The sequence below is a fragment of the Cyanobium sp. BA20m-14 genome, assembly GCF_024346295.1.
Genome location: NZ_JAGQCR010000013.1, coordinates 1 through 25,594 on the forward strand (window position 1 = coordinate 1; position 25,594 = coordinate 25,594).

Annotated in this window: 29 protein-coding genes, 1 tRNA gene and 2 pseudogenes; 11 read left to right on the top strand and 21 right to left on the bottom strand. The window is 63.2% G+C overall.

All coding sequences use genetic code 11. The features are described 5' to 3' along the window. Both KBZ07_RS02435 and KBZ07_RS02440 read left to right on the top strand, forming a co-directional pair. Window positions 1-557 (top strand): annotated as a pseudogene (locus KBZ07_RS02435) (7,8-didemethyl-8-hydroxy-5-deazariboflavin synthase subunit CofH); the annotation flags it as partial. Further along, window positions 554-1,900, top strand: coding sequence for a hypothetical protein (locus KBZ07_RS02440; protein ID WP_254930118.1), 1,347 nt, complete (start codon window positions 554-556; stop codon window positions 1,898-1,900). The pseudogene KBZ07_RS02435 and the gene KBZ07_RS02440, both read left to right, overlap by 4 nt. On the opposite strand, the gene psb29 is transcribed toward KBZ07_RS02440, so the two are convergent. Continuing rightward, window positions 1,845-2,582, bottom strand: coding sequence for a photosystem II biogenesis protein Psp29 (gene psb29 / locus KBZ07_RS02445; RefSeq protein ID WP_254930119.1), 738 nt, complete (start codon window positions 2,580-2,582; stop codon window positions 1,845-1,847). The two genes, KBZ07_RS02440 and psb29, sit on opposite strands and share 56 nt — an antisense overlap. A gap of 77 nt (window positions 2,583-2,659) precedes the next feature. On the opposite strand from psb29, the gene clpP reads away from it, so the two are divergent. Next, window positions 2,660-3,250 (top strand): ATP-dependent Clp endopeptidase proteolytic subunit ClpP, encoded by a 591-nt coding sequence (gene clpP / locus KBZ07_RS02450; protein ID WP_254930120.1) that lies wholly within the window; start codon window positions 2,660-2,662, stop codon window positions 3,248-3,250. Between the two features lie 125 nt (window positions 3,251-3,375). Then, the gene (locus KBZ07_RS02455) at window positions 3,376-3,657 is read left to right on the top strand and encodes a 2Fe-2S iron-sulfur cluster-binding protein (RefSeq protein ID WP_254930121.1); all 282 of its coding nucleotides are present in this window, start codon (window positions 3,376-3,378) and stop codon (window positions 3,655-3,657) included. Between the two features lie 18 nt (window positions 3,658-3,675). Here KBZ07_RS02455 and ftsH read toward each other — a convergent pair whose 3' ends face one another. From ftsH to pyk, 4 genes are all read right to left on the bottom strand, one after another. Continuing rightward, window positions 3,676-5,631: an ATP-dependent zinc metalloprotease FtsH gene (gene ftsH / locus KBZ07_RS02460; RefSeq protein ID WP_254930122.1), complete on the bottom strand. Its 1,956-nt coding sequence runs from the start codon at window positions 5,629-5,631 to the stop codon at window positions 3,676-3,678. A gap of 68 nt (window positions 5,632-5,699) precedes the next feature. Continuing rightward, entirely contained in the window at window positions 5,700-5,993 is a 294-nt protein-coding gene (locus tag KBZ07_RS02465) for a DUF1830 domain-containing protein (protein ID WP_254930123.1), read from the bottom strand. Window positions 5,994-6,090: 97 nt separating this feature from the next. Further along, window positions 6,091-7,320 (bottom strand): ABC transporter permease, encoded by a 1,230-nt coding sequence (locus tag KBZ07_RS02470; RefSeq protein WP_254930124.1) that lies wholly within the window; start codon window positions 7,318-7,320, stop codon window positions 6,091-6,093. 26 nt (window positions 7,321-7,346) lie between these two features. Then, complete coding sequence (gene pyk / locus KBZ07_RS02475; protein WP_254930125.1) at window positions 7,347-9,131, bottom strand: pyruvate kinase; 1,785 nt, start codon at window positions 9,129-9,131, stop codon at window positions 7,347-7,349. A 57-nt stretch (window positions 9,132-9,188) separates the two neighbouring features. On the opposite strand from pyk, the gene KBZ07_RS02480 reads away from it, so the two are divergent. Beyond that, the gene (locus KBZ07_RS02480) at window positions 9,189-9,518 is read left to right on the top strand and encodes a nucleoside triphosphate pyrophosphohydrolase family protein (protein ID WP_254930126.1); all 330 of its coding nucleotides are present in this window, start codon (window positions 9,189-9,191) and stop codon (window positions 9,516-9,518) included. Window positions 9,519-9,532: 14 nt separating this feature from the next. Then, window positions 9,533-10,009 carry a hypothetical protein gene (locus tag KBZ07_RS02485; protein ID WP_254930127.1) on the top strand — a complete coding sequence of 159 codons (477 nt, stop codon included), beginning with the start codon at window positions 9,533-9,535 and terminating at the stop codon, window positions 10,007-10,009. Window positions 10,010-10,035: 26 nt separating this feature from the next. Here KBZ07_RS02485 and KBZ07_RS02490 read toward each other — a convergent pair whose 3' ends face one another. From KBZ07_RS02490 to ilvA, 3 genes are read right to left on the bottom strand one after another with little or no spacing between them, the layout of a single operon-like run. Further along, window positions 10,036-10,323, bottom strand: coding sequence for a YggT family protein (locus tag KBZ07_RS02490; protein ID WP_254930128.1), 288 nt, complete (start codon window positions 10,321-10,323; stop codon window positions 10,036-10,038). A 30-nt stretch (window positions 10,324-10,353) separates the two neighbouring features. Continuing rightward, window positions 10,354-10,899: an SMC-Scp complex subunit ScpB gene (gene scpB, locus KBZ07_RS02495; protein WP_254930129.1), complete on the bottom strand. Its 546-nt coding sequence runs from the start codon at window positions 10,897-10,899 to the stop codon at window positions 10,354-10,356. A 38-nt stretch (window positions 10,900-10,937) separates the two neighbouring features. Further along, a complete protein-coding gene (gene ilvA, locus KBZ07_RS02500) occupies window positions 10,938-12,509 on the bottom strand; it encodes a threonine ammonia-lyase, biosynthetic (protein WP_254930130.1) in 1,572 nt (523 codons plus the stop codon). Window positions 12,510-12,582: 73 nt separating this feature from the next. On the opposite strand from ilvA, the gene dxs reads away from it, so the two are divergent. Continuing rightward, complete coding sequence (gene dxs / locus KBZ07_RS02505) at window positions 12,583-14,511, top strand: 1-deoxy-D-xylulose-5-phosphate synthase (RefSeq protein WP_254930131.1); 1,929 nt, start codon at window positions 12,583-12,585, stop codon at window positions 14,509-14,511. 21 nt (window positions 14,512-14,532) lie between these two features. On the opposite strand, the gene psaK is transcribed toward dxs, so the two are convergent. From psaK to KBZ07_RS02520, 3 genes are all read right to left on the bottom strand, one after another. Further along, complete coding sequence (gene psaK / locus KBZ07_RS02510) at window positions 14,533-14,790, bottom strand: photosystem I reaction center subunit PsaK (protein ID WP_197148941.1); 258 nt, start codon at window positions 14,788-14,790, stop codon at window positions 14,533-14,535. Window positions 14,791-14,856: 66 nt separating this feature from the next. Then, on the bottom strand, window positions 14,857-15,186 hold the full coding sequence (locus tag KBZ07_RS02515; RefSeq protein WP_254930132.1) for a DUF3593 domain-containing protein: 330 nt from the start codon (window positions 15,184-15,186) through the stop codon (window positions 14,857-14,859). Next, window positions 15,183-15,488: a DUF2499 domain-containing protein gene (locus KBZ07_RS02520; RefSeq protein WP_254930133.1), complete on the bottom strand. Its 306-nt coding sequence runs from the start codon at window positions 15,486-15,488 to the stop codon at window positions 15,183-15,185. Before KBZ07_RS02520 ends, KBZ07_RS02515 begins: the two co-directional genes overlap by 4 nt. 51 nt (window positions 15,489-15,539) lie before the next feature. Between KBZ07_RS02520 and csaB the strand changes: the two genes are divergently transcribed. Beyond that, window positions 15,540-16,625 (top strand): polysaccharide pyruvyl transferase CsaB, encoded by a 1,086-nt coding sequence (csaB, locus tag KBZ07_RS02525; protein ID WP_254930134.1) that lies wholly within the window; start codon window positions 15,540-15,542, stop codon window positions 16,623-16,625. 22 nt (window positions 16,626-16,647) lie between these two features. Here the strand turns inward: csaB and KBZ07_RS02530 are convergent, their stop codons facing one another. Then, window positions 16,648-17,226: a peroxiredoxin gene (locus KBZ07_RS02530; RefSeq protein ID WP_396123885.1), complete on the bottom strand. Its 579-nt coding sequence runs from the start codon at window positions 17,224-17,226 to the stop codon at window positions 16,648-16,650. Window positions 17,227-17,233: 7 nt separating this feature from the next. Continuing rightward, a complete protein-coding gene (gene rpmB / locus KBZ07_RS02535; protein ID WP_254930136.1) occupies window positions 17,234-17,470 on the bottom strand; it encodes a 50S ribosomal protein L28 in 237 nt (78 codons plus the stop codon). Window positions 17,471-17,580: 110 nt separating this feature from the next. Here rpmB and KBZ07_RS02540 point away from each other — a divergent pair, with 110 nt between their 5' ends. After that, window positions 17,581-18,252: a ParA family protein gene (locus KBZ07_RS02540; RefSeq protein ID WP_254930137.1), complete on the top strand. Its 672-nt coding sequence runs from the start codon at window positions 17,581-17,583 to the stop codon at window positions 18,250-18,252. 155 nt (window positions 18,253-18,407) lie between these two features. Here the strand turns inward: KBZ07_RS02540 and htpG are convergent, their stop codons facing one another. Next, entirely contained in the window at window positions 18,408-20,315 is a 1,908-nt protein-coding gene (gene htpG, locus KBZ07_RS02545) for a molecular chaperone HtpG (RefSeq protein WP_254930138.1), read from the bottom strand. Window positions 20,316-20,454: 139 nt separating this feature from the next. Between htpG and KBZ07_RS02550 the strand changes: the two genes are divergently transcribed. Further along, complete coding sequence (locus tag KBZ07_RS02550) at window positions 20,455-21,192, top strand: DUF3598 family protein (RefSeq protein WP_254930139.1); 738 nt, start codon at window positions 20,455-20,457, stop codon at window positions 21,190-21,192. Here the strand turns inward: KBZ07_RS02550 and KBZ07_RS02555 are convergent, their stop codons facing one another. The 5 genes from KBZ07_RS02555 to KBZ07_RS02575 are packed head-to-tail and all read right to left on the bottom strand — an operon-like array spanning window position 21,193 to window position 24,369. Then, the gene (locus tag KBZ07_RS02555; protein ID WP_254930140.1) at window positions 21,193-21,615 is read right to left on the bottom strand and encodes a DUF393 domain-containing protein; all 423 of its coding nucleotides are present in this window, start codon (window positions 21,613-21,615) and stop codon (window positions 21,193-21,195) included. It lies immediately after the preceding gene. Then, complete coding sequence (locus KBZ07_RS02560; protein WP_254930141.1) at window positions 21,612-21,836, bottom strand: ferredoxin family protein; 225 nt, start codon at window positions 21,834-21,836, stop codon at window positions 21,612-21,614. Before KBZ07_RS02560 ends, KBZ07_RS02555 begins: the two co-directional genes overlap by 4 nt. Window positions 21,837-21,865: 29 nt before the next feature. Next, window positions 21,866-23,050, bottom strand: coding sequence for an ATP phosphoribosyltransferase regulatory subunit (locus KBZ07_RS02565; protein ID WP_254930142.1), 1,185 nt, complete (start codon window positions 23,048-23,050; stop codon window positions 21,866-21,868). Between the two features lie 30 nt (window positions 23,051-23,080). Continuing rightward, window positions 23,081-23,992: an inositol monophosphatase family protein gene (locus KBZ07_RS02570; protein WP_254930143.1), complete on the bottom strand. Its 912-nt coding sequence runs from the start codon at window positions 23,990-23,992 to the stop codon at window positions 23,081-23,083. Further along, window positions 23,989-24,369 carry a 2Fe-2S iron-sulfur cluster-binding protein gene (locus KBZ07_RS02575; RefSeq protein ID WP_254930144.1) on the bottom strand — a complete coding sequence of 127 codons (381 nt, stop codon included), beginning with the start codon at window positions 24,367-24,369 and terminating at the stop codon, window positions 23,989-23,991. The genes KBZ07_RS02570 and KBZ07_RS02575 overlap by 4 nt, the downstream gene beginning before the upstream one ends. Window positions 24,370-24,407: 38 nt before the next feature. On the opposite strand from KBZ07_RS02575, the gene KBZ07_RS02580 reads away from it, so the two are divergent. Then, window positions 24,408-24,494 (top strand) — tRNA-Ser (locus KBZ07_RS02580). Between the two features lie 97 nt (window positions 24,495-24,591). Here the strand turns inward: KBZ07_RS02580 and pstB are convergent. After that, window positions 24,592-25,416 carry a phosphate ABC transporter ATP-binding protein PstB gene (gene pstB / locus KBZ07_RS02585; RefSeq protein ID WP_254930145.1) on the bottom strand — a complete coding sequence of 275 codons (825 nt, stop codon included), beginning with the start codon at window positions 25,414-25,416 and terminating at the stop codon, window positions 24,592-24,594. A gap of 36 nt (window positions 25,417-25,452) precedes the next feature. Continuing rightward, a pseudogene (locus KBZ07_RS02590) lies at window positions 25,453-25,594 on the bottom strand (phosphate ABC transporter, permease protein PstA); the annotation flags it as partial.

The following is a 25,594-nucleotide window of genomic DNA, read 5'->3' on the forward strand; positions in this document are numbered from 1 at the left end:
GGCGGGTCCTTTGCCCCGAGAAGCTCTCGGCTCGTGCCTTGGTTGCCGTGATGCTGCAGGTGCATCGGTGCGGTTTAGCCGCCACCAGCACTCTGATGGCGGGACACATCGAGTCACCCGCCGATCTCGTCGCCCACCTGCTCACCCTGGTGGCCCTGCAAAGCCATGCCTGGAAAAATGAACAGGCTGGGTTCAGCGAATTTGTACTGCTGCCCTTCGTCGGTGCGGCGGCACCGGCCGCCCTGCGGGCCCGGGTCTCCCGGGACCAGCCAGAGCGAGCGGCGATGTTGCGGCTGACCGCCCAGGCCAGGATCCTTTTGGGGCCATGGTTCCGCAACCACCAGCCCAGCTGGGTGAAGCTGACCCTGGCTGGGGCCACCGAAGCCCTGCGCTGGGGGTGCAATGACCTGGGCGGCACCCTGATGGAGGAGCACATCACCACCATGGCGGGCGCCACCGGCGGCACATTCCAGTCGCCGCAGGCCCTGGAGACCGCTGCCCGCAGCCTGGGACGTCCCGTGCGCCGACGCACCACGCTCTATGGGGTGGGGCCATGAGGCGCACCGCAGCCCTGACCGCCCTGCTGGTGCTGGTTCCTGGCCTGCTGCTGTGGCGGTGGCCCCGCCCCCGGGCCCTGGGTTTGGCGCGGCTGCTGCCCCAGACAGCCCTATTGCAGAGTTTTCCTGCCTCGCCCCAGCGAGCCATTCCCGCCCTGTGGAGCCAAAGGCTCGGCAGCCCCTTGGCGGAGAGGATCTGGCGCCAGCAGCGCCGAATCTGGTGGCAGTTTTGGGGGCGAGATGGGGATGGTGGCCCCTACCTGGCATTTGCCGCCCCCAGCGCCCAGCCCCTGCCCCCCCTTGGCCTGCGGGTAGACGATCTGGTGGTGGTGGCGCCAGACCCCCTCTCCCAGCGACTGCTGCAGGACCAGCTCAAGTTGTCGGGACGCCAGCCCCGGGGCCTGGAGCAGCGCTGCCTGCAGCGCCTCCAGCAGGAACAGGCCGTGTTCTGGTCGCCCCTGGGCCTGGGTTTGCTGGCTGGGCCCATGGCCCCCTTACTGCAACGGTTCCAGGAGGGATGCTTGAGCCTCAGTCTCCAGGACTCGAATCTCTCCATGGAGGGTGAGGCGAGCTCGACCGGTGGCATCCTGGCCCGGCCGGGAAGGCTTGCTCCCCTGCCTGGGCTGGAGCCGCTGCCGGCGGACCTGCTGTTGGAGTGGCGGGGGCCGGCCTTGGAGGGAGTTTTGCAGGGTCTGCTCAGCCGTCAGCTGATTCGGGAACCGTTGGCCGCCCGCTACGGGATCGGCGAAGGTCAGTTGGCCCTGCTTGGTTCGGCTCCTTTTGCCTTGCGGCTTCGGCCCGTGTCCAAGGGGCCCTTCCAGGCGAGCCTGGAGCTCGAACTCCAGGTTGGGGCAGACCGCAAGCCCTGGACCCAGCTGCTGAGCACCCTGGTGCCGGCGATCCAAACCCAGGGCCTGGAAGCTACCTCCTCGGGTTCCCCCACCCTGCCCGCCACATCCTGGCGTCGCCAGGACAACCAGGTAGTGGGGGGCTGGCGCTGGCTGCTGCCCTCCAGCGGTCCACCCCGCTTGCTGCTGTTTCTGGGGCCCCAACCTCCGCTTCTGGCCCAACCATTGCCCAAGGTGTCCCAGAGCGGCCCAGCCCTGACCAGCCCGACCCTGACCAGTCCAGAAATGGCTGCTGCGATGGTGCTGCGGGCCCGACCCCAGGCGCTGGCCCGGCTTGGCCTGCTGCCAACGGAGCTGCCGTTGCCGCTGCAGCAATCGGGCCAGCTCGATCTGGTCGCTTTTCAGCCGGCCGGCCGAGGCCGCGCCCTGGCCTCTCCCCTCAGCCAGCTGATGGGGCGGCTTCAGCTGCAGCAGGCTCGCCGGCCGGTTCGCTAGGCGCCCCATCGCCGGGGGAGGGCTGTTGTTGCCGCTCCCGTTTGCGCCGCTCGGCGGCAACGGTTTCTTCCATCAGCTCCACCGCCTGGACCATCTTTTCCAGATTTGCGGCATAGAGACTGAGATCTTTATCGAGACGATCCTTGAGCAGGCCCAGGGCACTGCCTAGGTCGTGGGCATAGCTGCGCAGTGCGGAGGGATCCATGGCATCGGCTCCCTGGGCTTGCTCCAGCAGGCTCAGCAAGCCCACGGCCATCAGCCGTGAATAGTGGAAGTCTGGGCGGCGGATACCTGCTAAGGCTGCCGCCACAGGCTCGGGAGCTCCGGCACCGGCCTGCTCGATCCATTGCTGCACCTCCTCAACGCTGTGACTGCCCATGGCAGCAATGGCCGCATCGCGCTGCTGGCGCATGGACTGGGAGTCAAAACCTGAGGCGCTGCAGATGGCGCTGAGCAGGAGCTCCCGGTGGGCATCCGGGCGATAGCCCTTCGAAAAACCGTCAAAAACCTGCACCAGCCCTGCGGCAAAGAGGGGATCGCTGCGGAAGCCAGCCTGGCGACTAAGCAGGTGGAGTTCGACCAGCAGCTCATCCACCATCCGCCTGTAGAGGGGCGCGATCACGTAGGGGAAGGCGCTGTGGAATGCGCGCTTGCTGTCGGCAACGGTGAGGGCTGCGCTCACGCGAAATCAGGCTCGGGGTGGGTCGACCCTAGCTGCCCAGGCTCAGTAGGATCGAACCCTGTTTCAACAGCTGCTCCATGATCCCGATCGTGATTGAAGAGTCGGGCCGGGGAGAACGGGCGTTCGACATCTATTCCCGGCTATTGCGGGAGCGCATCATTTTCCTGGGCGAGCCCGTAACGTCTGAATCGGCGAACAGGGTGGTGGCCCAGCTTCTATTTCTAGAGGCTGAAGATCCCGATAAGGACATATTTATGTACATCAACTCCCCCGGCGGCTCTGTATATGATGGCCTCGGAATATTTGATACAATGCAGCATATCAAGCCCGATGTGCAGACAGTTTGTGTTGGCCTAGCCGCCTCCATGGGTGCCTTCCTGCTCTGTGCCGGCAGCAAGGGCAAGCGCAGCAGCCTTACCCATTCGCGGATCATGATCCACCAGCCCCTAGGCGGTGCCCGGGGTCAGGCCAGCGACATCCGCATCCAGGCCGACGAAATCCTCTACCTCAAAAAGAAACTCAACCAGGAGCTGGCCGACCGCACCGACCAACCCCTGAGCCGAATCGAGGAGGATACCGACCGGGACTTTTTCATGTCACCGGCCGAGGCTGTCAGTTACGGGCTGATCGACAAGGTGATCGAGAAGCGCCCAGTTCGCCCGGTCTGAAACCAGCTAGGCCAGGCCTGGGAGCAGGGGGGTTTGAATTTGGACATCAACCCTGCCTCGGTAGCGAGGATCACCCCAATTCGGCGGCGATCCGTCTGGAATTGAGGTTTGAATTTGACCTCCCCATGGCGACCTACACAATCACCCTGAGCACCGGCGCCAGCTTCCCCTGCGCCGATGACACCTACATCCTCGATGCGGCCGAGGAGCAGGGCATTGATCTGGCCTTCTCCTGCCGGGCTGGGGCCTGCAGCACCTGTGCAGGCAAGGTGAGCTCAGGCGCGGTTGATCAGAGCGATCAGAGTTTCCTAGACGACGACCAAATCGGCGCCGGCTACGCACTTTTATGCGTGAGCTATCCCCTGGCCGATTGCACGATCACTCCCGATGTTGAGGAGGAGCTCTGATCTCTCTAGGGCCCAGGCTCAGGCCTGGGCTGCTTCTACCACTGGAGCGTCGGGGCTGATGTCTGCGAGTAGGGGTGAGTAGCGTTCCTTTTCAGGAATCTGGGCGAATTCGGCCACGATGGTTCGAAATTCCTCGCCATCGAGGGTTTCCTTTTCGATCAGCAACTCAACCATCCGATCCATGCAGCTGCGCTGGGCGGCAACAAGCTTCACGGTATCGATATAGCAAGATTGAACAATTTGCCGCACGGCATCATCAATTTTGCTGGCCAGCCGATCAGAGCCATCGCTGCGGGTCATCAGGTCCCGCCCCAGGAATACCTCCTGGTTGCCGGCTTCAAAGGACACCTGGCCCAGGTCACTCATGCCGAAGCGAGTCACCATCTGGCGGGCGATCGAGGCCACCTGCTGGATGTCCCCGCCGGCGCCGGTTGTGACTTCAGCATGGCCGAAGACAACCTCTTCTGCCGCCCTACCACCCAGGGCCCCCATAATTCGGGCCCTGAGCTGGGCTCTGCTGACGAGCATCTGCTCTTCATCAGGTGCAAACCAGGTGAGGCCTTGGGCCTGGCCGCGGGGAATCAGGGTGACCTTCTGGACCGGATCGTGGGCCTGCACCAGGGTGCCCACCAGGGCATGGCCCACCTCGTGATAGGCGATCAGACGCTTACTGCGTCCGTCGGTTAGGGGTTTGCCCTCCATGCCGGCGATGACCCTGTCGACGGCATCGTCGATTTCGGCCAAGCCGGTGGCCTCCTTGCGACGACGGGCGGTGAGAATTGCGGCCTCATTGAGCAAGTTGGCCAGATCCGCACCGGAAAATCCTGGAGTTCGGCGGGCAATTGCCTCGAGGCTCACATCTGCCGCCAAAACCTTGTTGCGGCTGTGCACCTTCAGCACTGAAAGCCGGCCCTTGATATCCGGCACGTCAACCTGCACCTGGCGATCGAAGCGACCCGGGCGCAGCAGGGCGGAATCCAGCACATCGGCCCGGTTCGTGGCGGCAATGATGATGATGCCGCTGTTGCCTTCAAAGCCATCCATCTCGGTGAGCAGCTGGTTGAGGGTCTGCTCTCGCTCGTCGTTTCCACCGCCCACACCGGCACCGCGTTGACGGCCGACCGCATCGATCTCATCGATGAAGATCAAACAGGGGCTGTTCTCCTTGGCCCGCTTGAACAGGTCCCGCACCCGGCTGGCGCCGACGCCCACAAACATCTCGACGAATTCAGATCCGGAGAGGGAGAAAAAGGGCACGCCCGCTTCCCCTGCGATCGCTTTTGCCAGAAGTGTTTTGCCGGTGCCAGGGGGACCAACCAGCAGCACACCCTTGGGGATTTTGGCGCCCACGGAGGTGAATCTCTCCGGAGTCTTGAGGAAGGTCACCACTTCCTGCAGGTCCTGCTTGGCCTCCTCCACACCGGCTACGTCGTCAAACTTGACGCCCGTCTCAGCCTCCATGGCGAAGCGGGCCTTGGTCTTACCAAACTGCATTGCCTGGCCAGGGCCACCGGGCATCCCGCTGCCCCGGCGGGCCAGGAACACCAGCGAGCCGATTAGCAGCAGGGGGAAGAGAAGGTTGCCGAGCAGGCCGAGCACCGGCGGGGCGCTCTTGGGCGGGTGGATGTCAAAGCTGATCCCCTGCTCCTTGAGGTTATTCACCAGCTCTGGGGCAACCCCGGGCAGATCTACCCGCAGCCGCTGCACCCTGTTGTCCAGGTCGGGATCCACCGCCTCGATCACAGCCGTGCGGCCGCCGTCATAGATATCAACTGCGGTCACCCGGCCGGCATCGACGTAATCGAGGAAGCGGCCGTAACTCATGCGGGCTACCGCCGCATTGCGAGGAGCCTCGTTTGGAGTATTTGGGTTGAAGCGGGGCGTACCGCCGTTACCAAGCAACTGCCAGCCGAGGAAGGCCACCACGGCCAAAGGCAGCAGCCAGAGAGCAATTAGACGCCACCGCTGATTCATAACTGACCCGCTTTCTTACCGAGTGTAACGGCGCTGGGGTCCCCGATCGCTGACCCGCCCAGGGCGCTTCAGACAGCGTCAGACCAGCTGAACTCCCATGGGCTGGCGGATTGGACCAGGTCAACCTGGGGCGAAGCGGCTGGGATATCGATACCGAGCTCTTCAGCCTGGATTGTCTCCAGCAGTTCCGGCCCGCCCAGCCCATGGGTCCAGACCTTCACTTCGCTGGTGGGGGGGCACTCAAAACTGAGCAGCTCGAAGGGAAAGACCACCCGCTCCAGAAAAAACTCGCTGGGGCCAACGCATCGCATGATCACCATGCGGGTACTGCTGTTTCTGTAGCTGCAGGCCAGGACAGTCAAAGTCGGTGCCGGTTAACAGCCCCATCAAGCCACTGCTCATTTGGAGTTTTGGTGACCAAGGGCACCCTTTTGTGCTCTTTATATTTGTTTCGGTTTGTCAGAGGCTGCGCAGGGCGACGATCGGATCGAGTTGGGCGGCCCGGCGCGCTGGCACGACTCCGAAGAAGAGGCCGATGGAACCCGAAAGGACCACCGTACCCAGAACGGTGCTGGCGCCGATAGCCGCGGGCAGGGGGGTCACCAGGGCGACCAAGGCCACGGTGCCGATGCCCACCGCACTGCCGATCAAGCCGCCCAGGCTGGCCAGCACCAGGGACTCCACCAGGAACTGCAGCAGCACATCGCCACTGCGGGCCCCTAAAGCTTTGCGCAAGCCGATTTCTTCGGTGCGCTCGCTCACTGACACCAACATGATGTTCATGATGCCGATACCACCCACGAGCAGGGATACGGCTCCAATGGCGCCCAGCATCAAGGTGAGCCCGCCGGTGATGGTGCTCACGATGGTGAGGGCATCCTTCTGGGAGCGAACTGCAAAGTCGTCTTCCCGCAGGATTCGGTGCCGCTGACGCAGCAGGTTGGTGATCTGGAAGCTGGCCGCCCCAGTGCTCTGCTCATCGCGGGCTTCGACACTGATGAAGTTGAGGTTGACGCCGTAGGTGGGATCCCGACCTGAAAGTTTGCTCACCATCGTGGTGAGGGGTATGTAGCCGTTTTCATCCTGGTTCTGGCCGAATACGGCTCCCTTGGGCTCGAGCACGCCAATTACTTCAAACAGCTGGTTGCGAATGCGCAGCTGGCGACCCACAGCGGCCTTGCCCGGGAACATCTTGCTGCCCAGGTCAGGCCCGACCACCAGCACATTGCGGGCCGCATTGAGATCGCTCGCAGTGAAAAAACGCCCCTGGGCCATCTCAAATTGACGCACGGGCAGAAATTCAGGGGTCACCCCTGAAATAGAGGCGGTGCCACTGACCGCACCGGCCTGGAGAACCTCACTCAGGGTGATCTGGGGGGCAACCCGCTTGACGCTGGGTACCTGCTCGGCGATGGCCTGGGCGTCTTCGAACACCAGGGTCTTGGGAAAATCAATGCCCTGGCGGCGGGTGTCGTTGTTGCCTGGCACAACAAAAAGCACATTTGCGCCCAGGTTGCTGAGCTGCCCCTCTGCCAGGTTCTGGGCGCCCTTGCCAACCCCCACCAGGGTTATCACCGAAGCATTGCCGATCACAATGCCGAGCATGGTGAGCAGGCTGCGCAGCTTGTTGGCGCGCAGGGTGGAAAGGGCCATCCCCACCGATTCGCGCACTGGGAGTTTGGATGCCATGGCTGCCGGAACCCGCTCTGCAGTGCTTAGACAATGGCGCTATTGGGGTCACTGTTGTGGCTGCGGGCGCCTCGATGCACCTCTCCCCGCTGCAAATCGAGGGTGACGATTTCGCCCTGAAGCAGGCTGGCGATGGCATTGGCGACCCCCACAATCGTTGGGATCCCGGTGCTCTGGGCGATCACGGCAGCGTGACTCTCCATACCGCCGATTTCCGCGATGACCGCCTTTGCCTTGCGGATCGCCTCCACGTACTCAACCGTCGTCTCCCTTACCACCAGGATCTCACCGGTCTGGATGGCGGCGGCCGCCGCCGGACTATCCACAAGCCGCACCCGGCCGCTCACCGAGCCGTTGCCGATGCCGACCCCCTTGGAGAGCACGGCCGAGACGGTGCCAACCTTGATGAAGTCGGTGGAGCCACTCACCCCGGACAGGGTGCCGGCTGTTTGTACCACCAGATCGCCATCCTTGAGGAGGCCAAGCTCCCTGGCCTTGCCCATGGCGAGGCTGAAGGTGCTGGTGGAAGAGCTCTGCTCCGGTACCAGAAGGGGATTTACACCCCAGCAGAGCTGCAGCTGGCGTGCCACCTGCACCTCACTGGTGATGGCCAAGATCGGCGTGCTGGGCCGGAACTTGCTGACGTTGCGGGCCGTTGAGCCCCCCTTCGTAAGTGGCAGGATCGCCGCGGCGTTGAGCTGGCGGGCGATGCTGCTGACCGCCTGGCAGATCGCATTGCCAATTGTGGGCGCCATGTTGCTGTCATGGTGGCGCTGGGGGTAGTCGCGTTCGATCCGCCTGGCAATGGTGGCCATCGTGGCTACGGCCTCCACCGGGAAGTCGCCGACCGCACTCTCATTAGAGAGCATCACCGCATCTGTGCCGTCGAGGATGGCATTGGCCACATCGCTCACTTCGGCCCTGGTGGGCCTGGGGCAACTCACCATCGAATCGAGCATCTGGGTGGCGGTGATAACCGGGATACCGAGGCTGTTGGCCTTGCGGATCAGCTCCTTTTGCAACAACGGCACTTCCTCGGCAGGCATTTCGACGCCGAGGTCGCCCCTTGCCACCATCACCCCGTCACAGAGGGGCAGGATGTCGTCGATCTGGTCGATCGCCTCAAATTTCTCGATCTTTGCCACCACTGGGGTCTGGTAGCCGTGGCTGCGGATCAACTCGCGGATCTCGACCATGTCGGAGGGATTGCGCACAAAGCTGAGGGCCACCCAGTCGACCCCCTGCTGCAGGCCAAAGGCGAGATCGGCCCGATCCTTGTCGGTGAGGGCCCGGATCGAAAGCTGCACATCGGGGAAGTTGACCCCCTTGTTGTTGGAGAGCACCCCGCCGACGGTGACGCTGCAGTGGAGGGTCTGCTGGCCTTTATCGACCTGTTCAACCAGCATCTCCACCCTGCCGTCATCGAGCAGGATGCGGCTGCCGGGCACCACTTCGTCGGCCAATTTGGCGTAGGTGACGCTTGCCATCGTCAGGTTGCAGGCCACATCCCGGGAGGTGAGTTCGAAGCGATCTCCCTTGGCCAGAGTTATGGGTCCATCAGCAAATCGGCCCAAGCGAATTTTGGGCCCCTGAAGATCCTGAAGAATGCCGATCTCGATGCCCAGCTCGGTTGCGACCTGGCGGATGGTGGCGATGCGAACCGCATGGTCGCTGTGGTCGCCGTGGGAGAAATTGAGACGAAATGTAGTGGCACCAGCGGCTATCAGCTCCCGCAACCGCTCTGGGGATTCCGTGGCGGGCCCGATGGTGGCCACGATCTTGGTGCGTCGCATGAGATCGGGCTGGGGCATGCAGGCGCCAACAGACAGCTGGAAACTACCATCCAGGCCTGCAACGGGCTGCCCTAGTTGGACTTTCACACCTATCAACAGCGATCCCGGGCCACCGCCTGCTACCCGGATGCGGGCGCAAACCCCATTTATCCCACCCTCGGACTCTGCGGCGAGGCCGGCGAGGTGGCCGATAAGGTCAAAAAGGTGCTGCGCGATCAAGGCGGTGAGTTTTCGGCCGAGGTGATCGCAGCCCTGCAGCTGGAGCTGGGGGATGTGCTCTGGTACGTCGCCCAGCTGGCCACCGAATTGGGCCTGGAGCTCGATCAGGTTGCCCAGGCCAACCTGGACAAATTGGCAAGCCGCTCTGCCCGTAACGTGATCTCAGGCAGTGGAGACAGCCGGTGAACAGAGGCAGGCCCGTGCTGACAGCAGTATTTGCCCCAATTCTGCTGGCCCTATGGCTGGTGGCTGCCCCCGCCTGGGCCAGCGGGCTCCAGGTCTCTGAGGTCAGCCTCGAGCCCTGCCCCGCCGAAGACATAGGCGCCCAGCCGGAGCTGGGGCGGCCCGCCGGAGCCAGCTGCTATGCCCTGCGCGGCACGGTGATCAACACGGGCCAAAAACCCGTGGTGGATACGGATGTCTTTGCCCTGATCCTGGATTCGAGCGGTGAGCCGGTGCTCCAAAACCGCACCCGGGTAGGCAGCATCGGTGACGTGCCGCCAGGTTCCTCGACCTTTGGCCTGCGCCTGGCCGTTCCGGCGGGAACCCCAGGCCCCTTGGGCTTCCGCAATGTCAAGGCCCGCGGCTTCAGCGCGCCCGTGCGCACCAGAGCCGGCAGCGATGATGAACTCCTGCCCCTTGAACAGGAGCTGGCGGAGCGAACCCTGGTTCAGTAGTTGTTTACTAGTTGTTCACTAGTGGTTCAGTAGCCGGCGCCGAGCACCGAAACGCTGGCACCCTGAAGCAGGCTCTGGACCAACTGCAGGGCCAGAAAGGCGAGAATCGCCGAGAGGTCAAGGCCGCCCAGGGGCGGAATCAGGCCCCGGAAGGCGTTTAGGTAGGGGTCTGTGATCGAGCTCACCGTCGAAAGCAGCGGATTGCTCCAGTCAAGGTTGGGGAACCAGCTGAGCAGCACCCGCACCAACAGCACCAAGGTGTAGATGCTCAAGGTCTGGGCCAGCACCTGCAACAAGAAACTCAGAGCTTCCATGGATGGAGCAAACCTTCAATTGGGTGAACTCTAGGCAGCGGTTTGCCAGCCTTTCGATGTGGTGGGGGTTCGAGCTTGCAGGTCTTCGGCCCTGATGGCGAAGGTGCGATGGAATTTTTCGCCCAGGGTGAGCCAGTAGGAACGGCCGTCGCTCTGGCGCTTGCGCTCGATGAAGTTCTGGGCCAGTAGCTCCTTGATGTGGTCGTAGGCCCCAGAGCCACGCAGCTCCACCAATTCAGATTGGAGAATGCGCTTTTTGAGGGCGATTGTGGCCAGGGTGCGCAGGGCGGCGGTGGAGAGGTCGACGGGCAAGAGGTTCTGAACCAGATCGCCCAGGCCCTCCCGCAACTGCAGGCTGTAACACTTGCCCTCCTGGCGCACCTCCAGGGCGGTGTCACGGTGGGCGTAGTCAGTGATCAGGGTGATCAGGCCGAGCTCAGCCTCCTCGCGGCTGACCATGGCAATGGCGGCCAGTTCGGCCAGGGTCAGGGGCCTGCCTTTTAGATAGAGAATCGCCTCAATCCGAGCAGGTAAGGAGAGATTCTCAATCGCCTCAGCTGGGGCACCTGTCTGCATGGGCGCAGGGTACCCCAACCTGCCTGGCCCAGGCCAGTTCATGCCAGGGCCGGTAGGGGGCTGGTGCTGGGGCCGAGGAACAGCCGGTAGGCAGGATTATCGGTTTCGTCCCAGTGCTGGTAGCCCAGGCCGGCAAGGAAGTCCTGCCACTGCGGCCTCTCGCTACGGGGCACCTGCACGCCCACCACGATCCGGCCCACGTCAGCTCCGTGATTGCGGTAATGAAAAATGCTGATATTCCAGCTGGCGTGCAGGGCATTGACGAAGGCCATCAGGGCGCCCGGTTTTTCCGGGAATTCGAAGCGGTAAAGCAGCTCCTCACCCAGCTCGAGGGCGGCCCCAGCACTGGCGGGTAGGCGTCCACCCACCATGTGGCGCAGGTGCAGCTTGGCGAGTTCGTCGTTGGAGAGGTCGAGGCAGGGGAACCCTGCCCGGCGCACGTCGTGGATCAGGTCCTGTTCATCGGCCGTGCCGCTGGTCTGCACCCCAACGAAGATATGGGCCACCCGGGGATCGGCCAGGCGGTAGCTGAATTCGGTGAGGTTGCGCTGGCCCAGCACGCCACTGAAGCGCCTCAGGCTGCCGGTTTGCTCGGGAATTTCCACCGCCAGCATCGCCTCACGGTCTTCGCCGATCTCCGTGCGTTCGGCCACGAAGCGCAGGCGATCAAAGTTCATGTTGGCGCCGCAGGCCACCGCCACCAGGGTCTTGCCATGTAACCCCTGCTGCGCCACGTCGCGCTTCATCCCGGCCACCGCCAGTGCCCCTGCCGGCTCCAGGATTGAGCGGGTGTCTTCAAACACGTCCTTGATGGCGGCGCAGATGGCGTCGGTGTTCACCGTCACCATCCGATCCACCGTCTGCTGGGCTAGGGCAAAGGTGTGCTCCCCCACCCTGCGCACGGCCACTCCGTCGGCAAATAGGCCCACTTGCTCCAGCTCCACCCGTTCGCCGGCGGCAAGGGAACGGGTCATGGCGTCCGCGTCCTCGGGCTCAACGCCCACGATCTGCACCTGGGGCCAGAGGGTCTTTACGTACACGCCGATGCCGGCAATCAGGCCACCACCACCCACGGCCACGTAGATCACATCAGGTGGTGAGGAACACTGGCGCAGGATCTCCAACCCAATCGTGCCCTGGCCGGCAATCACGTCGGGGTCGTCGAAGGGATGGATAAAACTGAGGCCCCGCTCCTGGCCCAGGCGAGTTGCCTCGGCGCAAGCCGCGTCGTAGTTATCGCCGTGCAGAACCACCTCGGCCCCCCGGGCGGCAACAGCCCTGACCTTCATCTCAGGCGTGGTGACAGGCATCACGATCACGGCCCGGCAGCCCAGCTTCTGGGCCCCCAGGGCAACCCCCTGGGCATGGTTGCCGGCGCTGGCGGCAATCACGCCCCGCTCCAGCTCGGCCGCGCTCAGAGCCACCATCTTGTTGTAGGCACCCCGCAGCTTGAAGCTGAAGACCGGCTGCAGGTCCTCCCGTTTAAGCAATACCCGGTTGTGCAAGCGGGCTGAGAGATTCGGCGCGGGATCCAGCGGCGACTCAATGGCCACGTCGTAGACCCGGGCCCGCAGGATTCGCTGAAGGTAGGTCTGGGGATCGGCGCTCATGGCACCAGTGTCGCAATTCGCACCTGCCAGTGGAAGCCAAGGCCTAGATTGCACTGCACCTCCAGGGCTGTGCATGCATCTCAGCGAGCTCAGTCATCCGAATCAGCTGCACGGCCTGAGCACGGCTGAGCTCGAAGCGATTGCCCGCCAAATCCGGGAGCGCCATCTGGAGGTGGTGAGCACCAGCGGCGGCCATCTCGGCCCAGGGCTGGGGGTGGTGGAGCTCACCCTTGCCCTCTACCAAACCCTCGACCTCGAACGCGACAAGGTGGTTTGGGATGTGGGTCACCAGGCCTATCCCCACAAGTTGGTGACTGGTCGATACAAAAATTTTGACAGCCTGCGCCAGAAGAATGGGGTGGCGGGCTACCTCAAGCGGAGCGAGAGCCGCTTTGATCATTTCGGCGCCGGCCATGCCAGCACCTCCATCTCTGCTGCCCTGGGGATGGCCCTGGCAAGGGATCGCCGCGGCGAGGATTTCAAATGCGTAGCCGTGATCGGCGATGGCGCCCTCACCGGTGGCATGGCCCTGGAGGCGATCAACCATGCCGGCCACCTGCCGAAAACCAAGTTGCTGGTGGTGCTCAACGACAACGACATGTCGATCAGCCCGCCGGTGGGGGCCCTCTCCACCTACCTGAACCGCATGCGGCTGAGTCCGCCCCTGCAGTTCCTGCAGGGCAATGCGGAGGAGGCGATCAAGCACCTGCCCTTCCTCCACGGCGAGCTGCCCAACGAACTCAAAACCCTCAAAGAGAGCATGAAGCGCCTAGCGGTTCCCAAGGTGGGAGCCGTGTTCGAGGAGTTGGGCTTCACTTACATCGGCCCGATCGATGGCCATGACATCGCCGGGATGGTGCGCACCTTTGAGCAGGCCCATCGCACTGAAGGGCCCGTGCTGGTGCATGTGGCCACCACTAAGGGCAAGGGTTACGCCTATGCGGAGGCCGATCAGGTTGGCTACCACGCCCAAAGTGCCTTCGACCTGGCAACCGGCAAGGCTTACCCCTCCAGCAAACCGAAACCGCCTGGCTACAGCAAGGTATTTGGCCAGACCCTGGTAAAGCTCTGTGAGCAGGACCCGACAGTGGTGGGCATTACCGCCGCCATGGCCACCGGCACCGGCCTCGACCTGCTCGAGAAGGCCCTGCCCGATCAGTATTTCGACGTTGGCATCGCCGAACAGCACGCCGTCACCATGGCAGCCGGCATGGCCTGTGAGGGTCTCAAGCCCGTGGTGGCGATCTACAGCACCTTCCTGCAGCGGGCCTTTGACCAACTGATCCACGACGTGGGCATCCAGAATCTGCCGGTCACCTTTGTTTTGGATCGGGCTGGCATCGTCGGGGCCGATGGCCCCACCCACCAAGGCCAATACGACATCAGCTATTTCCGCGCCATCCCCAATTTCACCGTGATGGCCCCCAAGGATGAAGCCGAGCTGCAGCGCATGCTGGTGACCTCTATCCACCACAGCGGCCCCTGTGCTCTGCGCATTCCCCGCGGGGAGGGCGAGGGGGTTCCCCTGGCTGAAGAGGGCTTTCTACCCCTGGAGATCGGTCGCGGCGAGCTGCTTACCGATGGCGATGACCTGCTGATCGTGGCCTACGGGGCCATGGTGAGTCCGGCCATGGCCACCGCCGGGCTGCTGCAGGAAAAGGGGATGCGGGCAGCGGTGATCAACGCCCGTTTCCTGCGGCCCCTAGACGAGGCCCTGATTCTGCCGATGGCCCAACGTATCGGCCGGGTGGTGACCATGGAGGAAGCGGCCCTGGCCGGCGGCTTTGGCTCCGCGGTGGTCGAAGCGCTCGTTGACCACAACGTGCTTGTGCCGGTGCTGCGCATCGGCATTGCCGACGTGTTGGTTGACCACGCCAGCCCAGATCAAAGCAAGCAGAGCCTGGGCCTCACCCCACCCCAGATGGCCGATCGCATCTTGGAGCGCTACGGCTCTCCCCTGGCTTCGAATCTGGCGGGCGCCAGCCAGCCTGTAGCCGCCTGACGCCCCCTGGGTCCTGGTGGCTCAGACCACCCCGCGGGAGGCCAGGCCAAGGATGGCGCCCATGCCGAGGATGTGACCGAGGCTGAGGGTGCCGAGCATGGCGCCGTGGCTGAAACCACCAAACAAGGTCGGGCTGGGTAGCTGCAGACCCACGTTGGGTTGCTTGATGGTGGCCTTGCCAATGGCAATGGCAATCACGTTGCAGACGATCATCACCAACGCCACCTTGGGCGACCAGGAGATGGAAGCAGGGGCCAAAGCTAGAAGGGGAGTAATCATGGAGCGAATGGCAACGCCCCATCTTCCGGGGCCGATCGCATTGCGCCCCCCCTGCTTAAGACTTGTTCATTGCCTCCGGCCCAGCGCGGCGCCGAAGCCGCTGAAGCCGAGCACCACCAGCAGGTTGGAGACAGTGAGCAGGGATTCGGCACCGCCATGGAGGGCATCGACGTTGGCCAGCAATTCGCCGTAGCGCAGTTGGGCAACGATGGCCGCCCCAATCGTCACGGCCACGAACAGGAGGGTGCACTGGAAACCCCGCAGGGCCAGCTTTGGAAATCCCTCCACCTGGCTCGCCCACCAGAGGAAGGCCAAATAGGGAAGCAGCGACAGCACGAATAGGGGGGTGGGATCGATCTGGGCGAGCCAGCTGAGCACGCCGCCCATGCCGCTCATGAATTGACCTGGCGCTGCTGGCGCAGCAGGTTCCAAGCGGCCAGGGCCAGGGCAGCGTTGCCGATGGCGGTGAGACCCGCCTGGAAAACCACCAGCCCGTAGAGCTCGGGGCTGTTGTCGAACAGGTGCCAGGTGCAGGCAGCCATGGCGCTGACCAGGGCAGGCAGCATGGCCAGGCTCAGCCAGCGCCAGCCCCCCTCCCGCCGTTGCACCCCGAGCCGCTGCACAGCCAGCATGGCAACTACCCACTCCAGTACGGAGGTGATATGGATCCACCAGGTGGGCAGGGAGAGCGCATGCATGGGCTCAATCTTCTCAGGGTGCGAAGCTGAAAGGTAGGCGTCGATCGGCTCGTGCGCGAGACCAGACAGAAGGGGGAAAAGGCCAGGCGGCAGCTCTTGCTGGTTGGCTACTACGGCGAGCACAACCTCGGTGATGACGCCCTGCTGGAAGTGCTGCTCGGCCACATGCCAGCGGGGTTTACGGCGACGGTCACCGCCTATGACACCGACCTGGTGCGGCAACGCTTCCGAGTGGATACGGTGCAGCGCCGCAGCCTGGCCCAGGTGCTGAAGGCCCTCAGTAACTGCGATGGGCTGGTATTGGGTGGCGGCAGCCTGCTGCAGGATTCCACCAGCTTCCGCAGCCTGCTCTACTACGCGGCCCTGATCTTTGCCGCCCGACTCGAGGCCAAGCCCGTCTTGCTCTGGGGCCAGGGATTGGGGCCCCTGCGGCGGCGGCCAAGCCGGATCCTGGTTGGGCGCCTGCTCGGCCTGGTCACGGCGGTGAGTTGGCGCGACCAGGAGTCGGCGGCTCTGGCCAGAAAGCTTGGCCGTGATGGCCCGGTGGGCAGCGATCCGGTCTGGGCCCTACCTGCCCAGCCGTGGCGTGGCAGCGGAGGCCCCCTGGTGCTCTGCCTACGTCCCACCAAAGAGCTGCAGGGATCGGCCTGGCACCCCTATCTCCAGGCCCTCGACCAACTGGCCCGCCTGCAGGACCGCGAGGTGATTTGGCTCCCCTTCCACGCCGCCCAGGACAGGGGCCTGCTGGAGCAGCTTGACCAGCAGCAGCTGCTGCCTGCGGGTCTGGCTGGCCGCAGCCGGGAGGTGCTGGCAGAGAGGCCCAGCGAGGCGATGGCGGTGGCCAGCGGTGCCGGGCTGGTATTGGCCATGCGGCTCCACGGCCTCATCTTGGCTGCCCTCGCCGGAGCACCCTGTGCTGCCCTCAGCTACGACCCCAAGGTGCAAGCTGCCGCAGACGGCCTGGGCTGCCCCTGCCACAGCCTCGATGCGATGGCAGCCCCGGCCGAGCTGCTGGCGGCCTGGAGCGGCGCACTCGACAGCCCGCCTGCGGCGGCTCGACTGGCCGCCCTGCGCCAACAAACGGAGGTCCATCGTCAACTACTGCAAGACCTGGCAAACCAAATTGCCGTTCGTTAGCGAGCTATCGGGATTTGACCGCTCAGCCGGCCTCGAGCCCCTGGAGGGTTGCTAGTACCTCGGCGCTGTGGCCACTGGGCCGCACCGCCAGCCAGTTGGCCCGCAACACCCCGGCCGGATCGATCAAAAATGTGTGGCGCTGGGAGAAGGGCGCGATCCAGCTGCCATAGGCCCTGCTGACTGTGCCGGCAGGATCGGACAGCAGGGGGAAGGCCAGGCCCTCACTACTGCAGAACTCAGCATGGGAGTCGGCGTCATCGGCACTGACACCTACAACCGATGCGCCAGCGGCCTTGAAGGCGGCAAGATCGCGCTGGAAGCCACGGGCCTCCAGGGTGCAACCGCCGGTGAAATCCCGGGGATAGAAGTAGAGCACCAGCCAGCTGCCACCGAAATCGGCCAGTTCAAGCCTGGTCTCCACTACCTCCCCCTTGCCAGCTGGTGCGATGCCAGCCAAGCTGAAATCTGGCGCAGGCTGATTTAACAGCGGCAAGGTTCCACCGATGGCCTCGGCCCGACGAGCGAACGACATCAAGCCCAAAGCGCCTGCGGAGAGGGGAACGAGGGCCGCCAATGCCTTCAGCAGTGCCCGGCGCCGCATGGTCGGCTCATATTTTGGCGAGGTTTACGCCGAGTTCCTTGGCGTAGGCACCCAGACCTTTTTTCTGGATGGTTTTGAGGGCGCGGGTAGAAACACGCAACTTGACAAAGCGGTTGCCCTCGGCCCACCAAAGCCTGCGCTCCTGCAGGTTCACCTGTTGGAGCTTCTTGGTGCGCACATGGGAGTGGGATACGGCCATACCGTTGTTGGCTCGCTTGCCAGTGAGCTCACAGACGCGGGACATGACATCTATCTGAATTGGCCCAACCCTATCAAACGGCTGCCCGTCAGGTGGCCGTGCCTACCGAAAAAACAATTGGATCAGGTTATGTTCGGCCCAGTTGATGATTTGCGGTGTTCATCACCGTTTCTGGACAGAAGGGTGGGGTAGCCAAAACCTGCACCAGCATTCACCTCGCCAGTGTGTGGGCCGGCAAGGGGTTGTCCGTATGCGTCGTCGATGCCGATCGCAACCGCTCGGCCCTGGCCTATGCCATCCGCGGCGAACTGCCCTTCTCGGTGGTGCCTGTGGAGGCAGCAGCCAAAGCCACCCGCTCAGCAGATGTGGTCATCACAGACGGCCAGGCCAGCAGCGATGAAGAGGAATTACGCCATCTGGCCGTCGGATCGGATCTGGTGCTGCTTCCCACCTCTCCCAAGGCCAGGGCCGTGGAGCTGACCGTGGAGCTGGCCAGGCTGCTTCAGATCGTGAAGGTCCCGCATGCGGTTTTGTTGGTGAAGGTGGATACGCGTCAGCAGCGCGCAGCCGATGAAGCCAGAGCCGCACTGCAGACCTTTGGCCTGTCGGTGATGACCAGCGAAATCCCCCTACTTTCAGCCTTTGACAAGGCTGAAAGCCTTGGCGTGGCTGTGTTTGATGCGGTCGACGACCGGGGGCGCTCAGACCCTCGCCGCATGGCCGGCTGGTCCGCCTACCTATCCGTTGCCCAGGAGATCGAATGCCTGATTTCGAAGCGCTTATCCGTCGTCAGCAGAAGCATCAATCCGCTACCGATGAGCGCCTGAGCCTGCTGGAGCCCTCGGCCGCCAGTGAGGCGGTGGGGGCTCCACTGGGATTTCTGGCCTTCGCCGGTGGCTTAATTGGTGCCCTGATCGGTACGGCCGGAGTCCAGTTTGCCCTAGCTAAGGGCTGGATCAGTTTTTAGACCCTGGGCTATGCCCTACAGACCTCGCTGCATCAGTCGGCCCATCAGGTCCGCACTCCGCTGCTGGAAGCCGGCCAGCTGGTTTGGCTCTAGGCCGCCCACCGCCAGGCGCGCCATCTCGTAGAGGTGACGACCCAGGTCATCGGCCAGTTGCTGGCTGGGCGAGCTGCCCCCCCCCGCGCCGGTGATCACGGCGCCAGCCGAGAGTTTGAGCAGGCCCTCCACTAGGGCGTGTTTGCGATTTACCAGCAGTACATGGTGGTCGGGCAGGCCTGGCAGACGCTGCTCCATCAGAGCACCCATGTCGTTAAGGCGACGCATCTGCTCCGGCAACAGGATGAGGGCCGCAGGGGCGTTGTCTCCCTTGAGGGCCTGCACCTGGATGGTCACCTTGTCGTTGGCCAGGGCAGCCTTGAATAGGTCGCGCAATTTCTCGGAATTGTCCTTGCCGTCCGCATCGGCCAGCTCACCCTCCTTTTCCTGTAGAGACTCATCAAGTTCGCTGTCCACCCGCTGGAACTTGAGGTCTTCGTGGCGATATTCGAGCCAGGGAATGAACTGGGTATCGATGAAGGTGTCAGCAAGTAACACCTCGGCGCCCTGGCTTTTCCACAGGGCCAGGGCACCCGCCTGGCCAGCCTCATCGGTGCAGTACAGAATGCGCTTGTCGTTGGCGCCCTCCAGACGGCTGCGGTAGCCCGCCAGGGTGGTGTATGCCTTGCCCCCCTCCCCTGGAATCGGATCGGGGCTTTCACCTTCTGCAGCCGCAGCGCTCGTGCCATAGAGCACCAGTTCGGCCACCTGGTCGGCAAACTTGTCATCCTCCATGGCACCGATCTTGATGAAAGGCGCCACCGACTCCCAGATCTCGGCGTAGCGCTTGGGGTCATCGCGGTACAGCTCCTTGAGGCGATCACCCACCTTCTTGGCCACGAAGCCACCGATTGAGCGCACCCGCCGATCGGTCTGCAGGGCCGAGCGGCTTACGTTCAGCGGAATATCGGGGGAATCGATCACACCGCGTAGGGGCAGGAGGTAGCGGGGCACCACCTCCTTGATCGAGTCGCTAACGAAGACGTTGTTGCAGTAGAGCTTGATTTCACCCTTTTCCCAGTCGGCCCGACCGCTTGATTTGGGGAAATAGAGGATGCCCTGCAGGTTGTAGGGGTAGTCGGTATTGAGGTGCACCCAGAGCAGGGGGTCACCCTGGAAAGGGTAGAGGTAGCGATAGAGCTCGATGTAGTCGTTGTCGCTGAGCTCACGGGCGCTCTGGCGCCAGGGGGCTTGACGCTTGTTGACTGTTTCACCCTCGAGTTGGACCTCCACTGGTAGGAAGTCGCAATAGGTGGTGATCAGGGTGCGGATTCTGGAAGGCTCGATGTATTCAAGCTCCTCCTCCATCAGGTGCAAAATCACATCGGTGCCCGGCTCACTGCGCTCGGCCGCCTCCAGGCTGAAGTTGGGTGAGCCATCACAGCTCCAGCGCACCGCCTCGGAGTCACCCCGGGCGGAGAGGGTCACTAGCTCCACCTGCTTGGCCACCATGAAGCTGGAATAGAACCCCAGGCCAAAATGGCCAATGATTGCGTCGTTTTCCCCCTTGTATTTCTCAAGGAAATCTTCCGCGCTTGAAAAGGCCACCTGGTTGATGTAGCGCTTGACCTCATCGGCGCTCATGCCGATGCCGTTGTCTGAAATGGTGAGGGTGTTCTTCTCGCGATCAATACGAATCGCAATCCTGGCTTCCGGCCCCTCGCTGCAGTCGCCGGCCATGGCGGCCATGCGTCGCTTACTGATCGCATCGACCCCATTGCTCACCAGTTCCCTCAGGAAAACCTCGTGGCCGCTGTAGACGGCCTTCTTGATGATCGGGAAAATGTTTTCGGTGTGGATCTGGATCTGACCCTGTTCTGCCTGCAACATGATCCAACTTGATGGAGGTATCCCAGATTCCAACGATTCGGGCCCTGCCGCCAAGGGGGGGCGATGGGCAGGAAACCGCCCCCCTGGCTGGCGCCCCTGGACGCTGCCTACGCTTTGTGCCTCCCAAGCAGTCATCGTGATGACCAGCCAATGGCAGAATTTTCTGCGCAACCAGGGTGAGTGGCACGGATCCTTCGCCACCATCAACCTGGCTGGGGAAATCGAGAAGGAATCTGCCTCGGTGCTCTTGCTCGAGAGCGCAGAAGAAGATCGGCTGGTTCGCTTTCGCTTGCGTCGCTTTGGTCCTGAAGGCAAAGGTGCTGAGCCGATCAGTGATCACCAACAGGACTACCGCAGCCTTGGACGACAGGCCGTGTTCTTTGCAAGCGGGACCTTCTGCAAGGGCTCACTGCAACTGGCACCCCAAACCCCATTCGGAGCTGAATACGGCTTCATCGACGCCAACCGCCGCCATCGCCTGGTGCAGCTGTATGACGTCGCCGGCCGCCCCAGCAGCCTGGTGCTGATTCGGGAATTTCGAGCCGGTAGCGGGGCCAGTGAGCGGCCGCCCCTTGAAGCCGAACAACTCCTTGGCCGCTGGCAGGGAGTTCGGGCCACTGTTTCAGCCGACTGGGCCGAACCCGAGCTCAGCGACTGCAGCACCAGTTTTGCTGGCAGCGACCTTAGAACTGCACAACTGTTGCCCGATGGGGGCTACAGCCGCCGTCCACATCAGGTGAGTCACCGCGAGGCCTTCAGCGTCGAGGCCGGCTGGCTCAGCGGTCCCGATCGACTGGAGCGCCTGGTTCGTTATTACGACGCCAGTGGGGCCTGGCTATCCTCGTGCCACGAGCAGCTCAACCGCCATGGGGGGTGATCAGGCGCCTGCCCCGGGCCGGGGGACCAGCTGGTCTGGATCCGCCGGTAGGCCCCCCAGCCCCAGGGCGACGCGACGGGCCAGCAGCAGCAGGGGATAGAGCCGCCGCGCTCGCACCGGGCTAGCCAGTACGGGTGCGAGCAGCTGCAACAGGCTGGCGCTCGGGTCCATGCGGGCACAGAGCCATTGGATCGCCGCCGCACCGTGGAGCTGCTGCTCACCGACGATCAGAAACGCCCCATCCCGCAGGTGCAACCCTCCCTGCTGCAGCCACCGGCGCAACTCCGCATCGGCGCGGCCGTCGCGAATTTCCAAACCGGCAATTCCGCTGCGCAGCTCACTGAGCTCGGCGAAATGGCGGCAGAAGGGACAGCCGCCATCGAAAACCAGCACCGCGGTGGTATGGGGATTGGCGACCTTCACCCGGCCTGTTGTAGTTCGGGTTTTTCCTCTGCCAGAATTGCCCCTGCCACCGGGCACACCTGCAGGCAGATGCCGCAGTCAATGCAGGTGTCGAAATCAATCCAGTAGTAGGGGGTGCCCTTGATGTTGGCGCCCTTGCCGGGATGGATGCAGGCCACCGGGCAGGCATCCACGCAGTCGGCGACGCCCTCGCATACGGCCGTGACGATCGTGTGGGCCATGTAGACCAGCAAATCGGGGAGGATAAATCCTAGGGAGTGGGCCCAAGCCAGCGGGTAGCCGTGCAGCCCCGTTGGATTGCAACGGCCTCAGCCCCGCTCCTGGTGGCACAGGGCTGGTGCAGAAGCTCGGCCCGCTCGCCCCGCTGATGGAACTCCTGCAAAGCAGCCAGGGCAGCCTCGAGCTGGGAGGGCTCCTGGAAGCTCACCAAGGTTGTTTCGGGCCGGTTCGGGGCGGTGACTTCAGTGCCCAACAGCTCCCGGATTGCCCCAACCTCAAAACTGAACCCCATCCCGCCGGACTCGCCGCCGAAGCGCCCCACCAGGGCGTCGTAGCGCCCGCCACTGGCGATGGCTACCGGAGCATCGGCACCCTGACAGACAAGCTGCAGCACCAGGCCGTCATAGAGGTCGTAGTGGGGCTGAAAACTGGGATCCAGCTGCAGAGCGATACCGTGGCGCCGAGCCAACGGCGAAATCACATTGATGGTGGCGGCCAGTTCGTTCAGCACTGGCGAGGGGCCCAACTGCTGCTCCAGTTGGTAGAGCACCTGTTCAGGCTCGCCCCGTAACCGCATCAGTTGTTGGAGCGCCTGGCCCTGGTAGCCAGGCAACTGCAGCTGGCCCAGGGCCACGGGGTCAAAGCTGGTCAGGGCTTTGCGGGTGGCTGTGCGCTGCCTGTCGGGCACCTGGTCAAGCAGGGCTGAGAGCAGGCCGTGGTGGCCGAGCAGCAGGCGGGGGCGCTGTGCTGCGGCAATATTGAGTTGCTGTAGGCAGGCCAGCAACAGGGCAAGCAGTTCCACATCGCCGGCGCTGGACCCTGGACCTGCGGCCCCCAGCAGCTCTACCCCACTCTGCAACCTCTCCTCGAGCCGGTGCTGGCCCCCATCACCGCTGGCACAACGGAAGACCACACCACTGCTCCACAGCCGCAGCGGTCGCGGCCGAGCGGCCAGGCGGGTACAGGCAGCCCTGGCAATTGAGGCAGTCATCTCCGGCCGCAGCCCCAGGGGTTCGGCTGCGGCCAGTCGCACCAGCTCCAGCTGGTTGATGCCACCGCCAGCCGCCAGGGTCTCCAGCCGCTCCACGGCGGGGGGAGCCACTTCCGCGTAACCCCAGAGGCGGTAAACCTGGGCCAGCTGCTCGCAGAGCCAGCGGTTGCTCTCCACCTCCCTGGGGTTCAGATCCCGGGCGCCAGCGGCGGGTTGCAGGGCCATGGAGCGCCGGAAGCAAAAGAAACGTCGATCCTATGGAGTTGGCATCTGGCAACCCCCATCCAGCTCAGGTGCGCCATAGCTGGCACCCCTGAGGGGGCGGCAGGCAGCCAGGCCAGCCACTAGCGCCTGGCGGAGGGCCGGGGTACAGGCGATCAGGGAACCGCTGGCCAGATCCACCGGGCTGCCGTCATAGGAGCAAACAACCCCGCCGGCCTGCTCCACCAGGGGGATACCCGCCGCCAGGTCCCATGGGGAGAGGCCCCTTTCCCAGTAGCCGTCTACACGGCCGTCGGCCACGAAGGCCAGATCCACCGCCGCAGCACCCGCCCGCCTGACGCCCCTGGTTCTGTGGGTGAACCAGGCGAACTGGGCATAGTTGTTATCCAGGCGGGTAATACGGTCGTAGGCAAAGCCCGTGACCAAAAGGGAGTTGGCCAGCTCCTGGCAATCGCTGACCCGGATCGGACTATCGTTATTCCAGGCCCCCAGTCCCGCTGCCGCCCAATAGAACTGCTGGAGGGCAGGAGCCGCCAGGGCTCCCAGCAGGGGGCGACCATTCCAGGTCAGACCCACTGAGGTGCCAAAAAATGGATAGCGATGGGCGTAGTTGGTGGTGCCGTCGAGGGGATCAACGCACCATTCAAGGGGGGAACCTTGGCCGAGGCGGCGTCCACTCTCCTCAGCCAGAACGCCAAGCTCGGGTGTGGCCTCAGTCAGCACGGCCAGCACGGCCTCTTCAGCGGCGAAATCAGCCTCGGTGACCAGATTTCCGGCGGAACCCTTTTCCTGGATGCGCTCCAGCCGGCCGAAGTGGTGCAGCAACTGGCGAGACCCGGCCGCCGCCGCCTGGCGGGCCACCTCCGCAAAACGCTCTATTTCCCACACCGCCAGCCCCGAATCCCGCCAGGCCTGCTCGCTGACACTGTTGGGACAGGCGCTCATTCCTCCTCCAACGGCAGAGCCGAGCGCACCGTGCCACGGCCGAAATGGCGACCAAATTGGAGTTCGTAAACCTCATCCTCGTCCTGGGTTTCCACCTCCAGTGGTCCGGTGGCGCGGGCCACGCAGAGCAAGCCGTAGCCGCGTTTACGCAGGTCGTGGGAAAGGCCAAGGGCTTCCCGCTGGTCAATTTCACCGTGGAGCACTCTCACGGCACAGGCCGTGCAGCAGCCATTGCGGCAACTAAATGGCAGGGGATCACCCTGGCGCTCGAAACTGGCAAGGATGTAGTCGCCCTCGACAACCTCATGGCGAATCGTGCGACCGCTCTGGCGCCAATGCACGGTTATTGGATGGCTGACGATGGGGCTGCTACTCATGCTGCTATATTGCCATCTGGTTGCCCCATTTTGCCCCTGGAGAGGTGGCCGAGTGGTCGAAGGCGCAGCACTGGAAATGCTGTATAGGGGCAACTCTATCGAGGGTTCGAATCCCTCCCTCTCCGTATAAACAAGCCGGCCTTTGAGCCGGCTTTTTCCCATCAAATTTTTGGCATGGCTTTTGCAGGCAAGCTGGCTTGCGCAGGCAGATCACTTGAGCATTTAGCCAAAGCGGCCGCTTACGTAGTCCTGGGTTGCCTGCTGGCCGGGGGCGTTAAATATTCTTTCTGTGTCATTGAATTCAACCAGGTAGCCCACCTTGCCACTGCCTCCCTCCACCGCTTCGGCGTTAAAGAAAGCAGTTTGATCGGCAACCCGCACGGCTTGCTGCATGTTGTGGGTCACGATAATGATGGTGTAACTACGCTTGAGTTGGTGCATCGTTTCCTCGATCTTCAAAGTGGAGATCGGATCAAGGGCTGAACAGGGTTCATCCATCAGGATGACTTCAGGCTCCGTGGCGATGGCCCTGGCGATGCAGAGGCGCTGCTGCTGACCGCCGGAGAGGGCCAAGCCGCTCTCTTTCAATTTGTCCTTGCATTCATCCCATACCGCAGCCTTGCGGAGTGAGCGCTCCACCAGCTCATCCATATCGCCTTTGAAACCATTGATACGGGCGCCGAAGGCAATGTTTTCGTAGATAGTTTTAGGAAAGGGATTTGGTTTCTGGAAAACCATGCCGATACGCCTGCGCACCTCTACCGGATCAACCCGGGGGTCATAGAGGTCGTTGTTGTCAAACACAACCCGACCCTTGAGTTTGCAACCCGGGATCAATTCGTTCATGCGATTGAGAGCCCGCAGCACCGTGGACTTGCCACAACCGGAGGGGCCAATAAAGGCTGTTACCTTGCCTTTTGGTAAATCCATGTAGACATTTTTTACCGCCTCAAATTTCCCGTAGGAGATGGTGACATTCTGCAGTGACATGCAGACATCCATCTTGCTGGCATCAGCACTGGTTGGTTTGGCGTAGCTGCTTGTCATGGTTCTAAGTGGTAGGTTTGGGGAGAGAGCTTGGGGTCAGACCTTGGCCATACGGCTGATCCAGCGAGCCAAAATATTTGCCGCAAGAATCATCATGACGAGAACAAAGGAGGCGGCCCATGCAAGTTCGTTTTGAGCTTCGTAAGGCATGATCGCGAAATTGAAGATCAAAACAGAC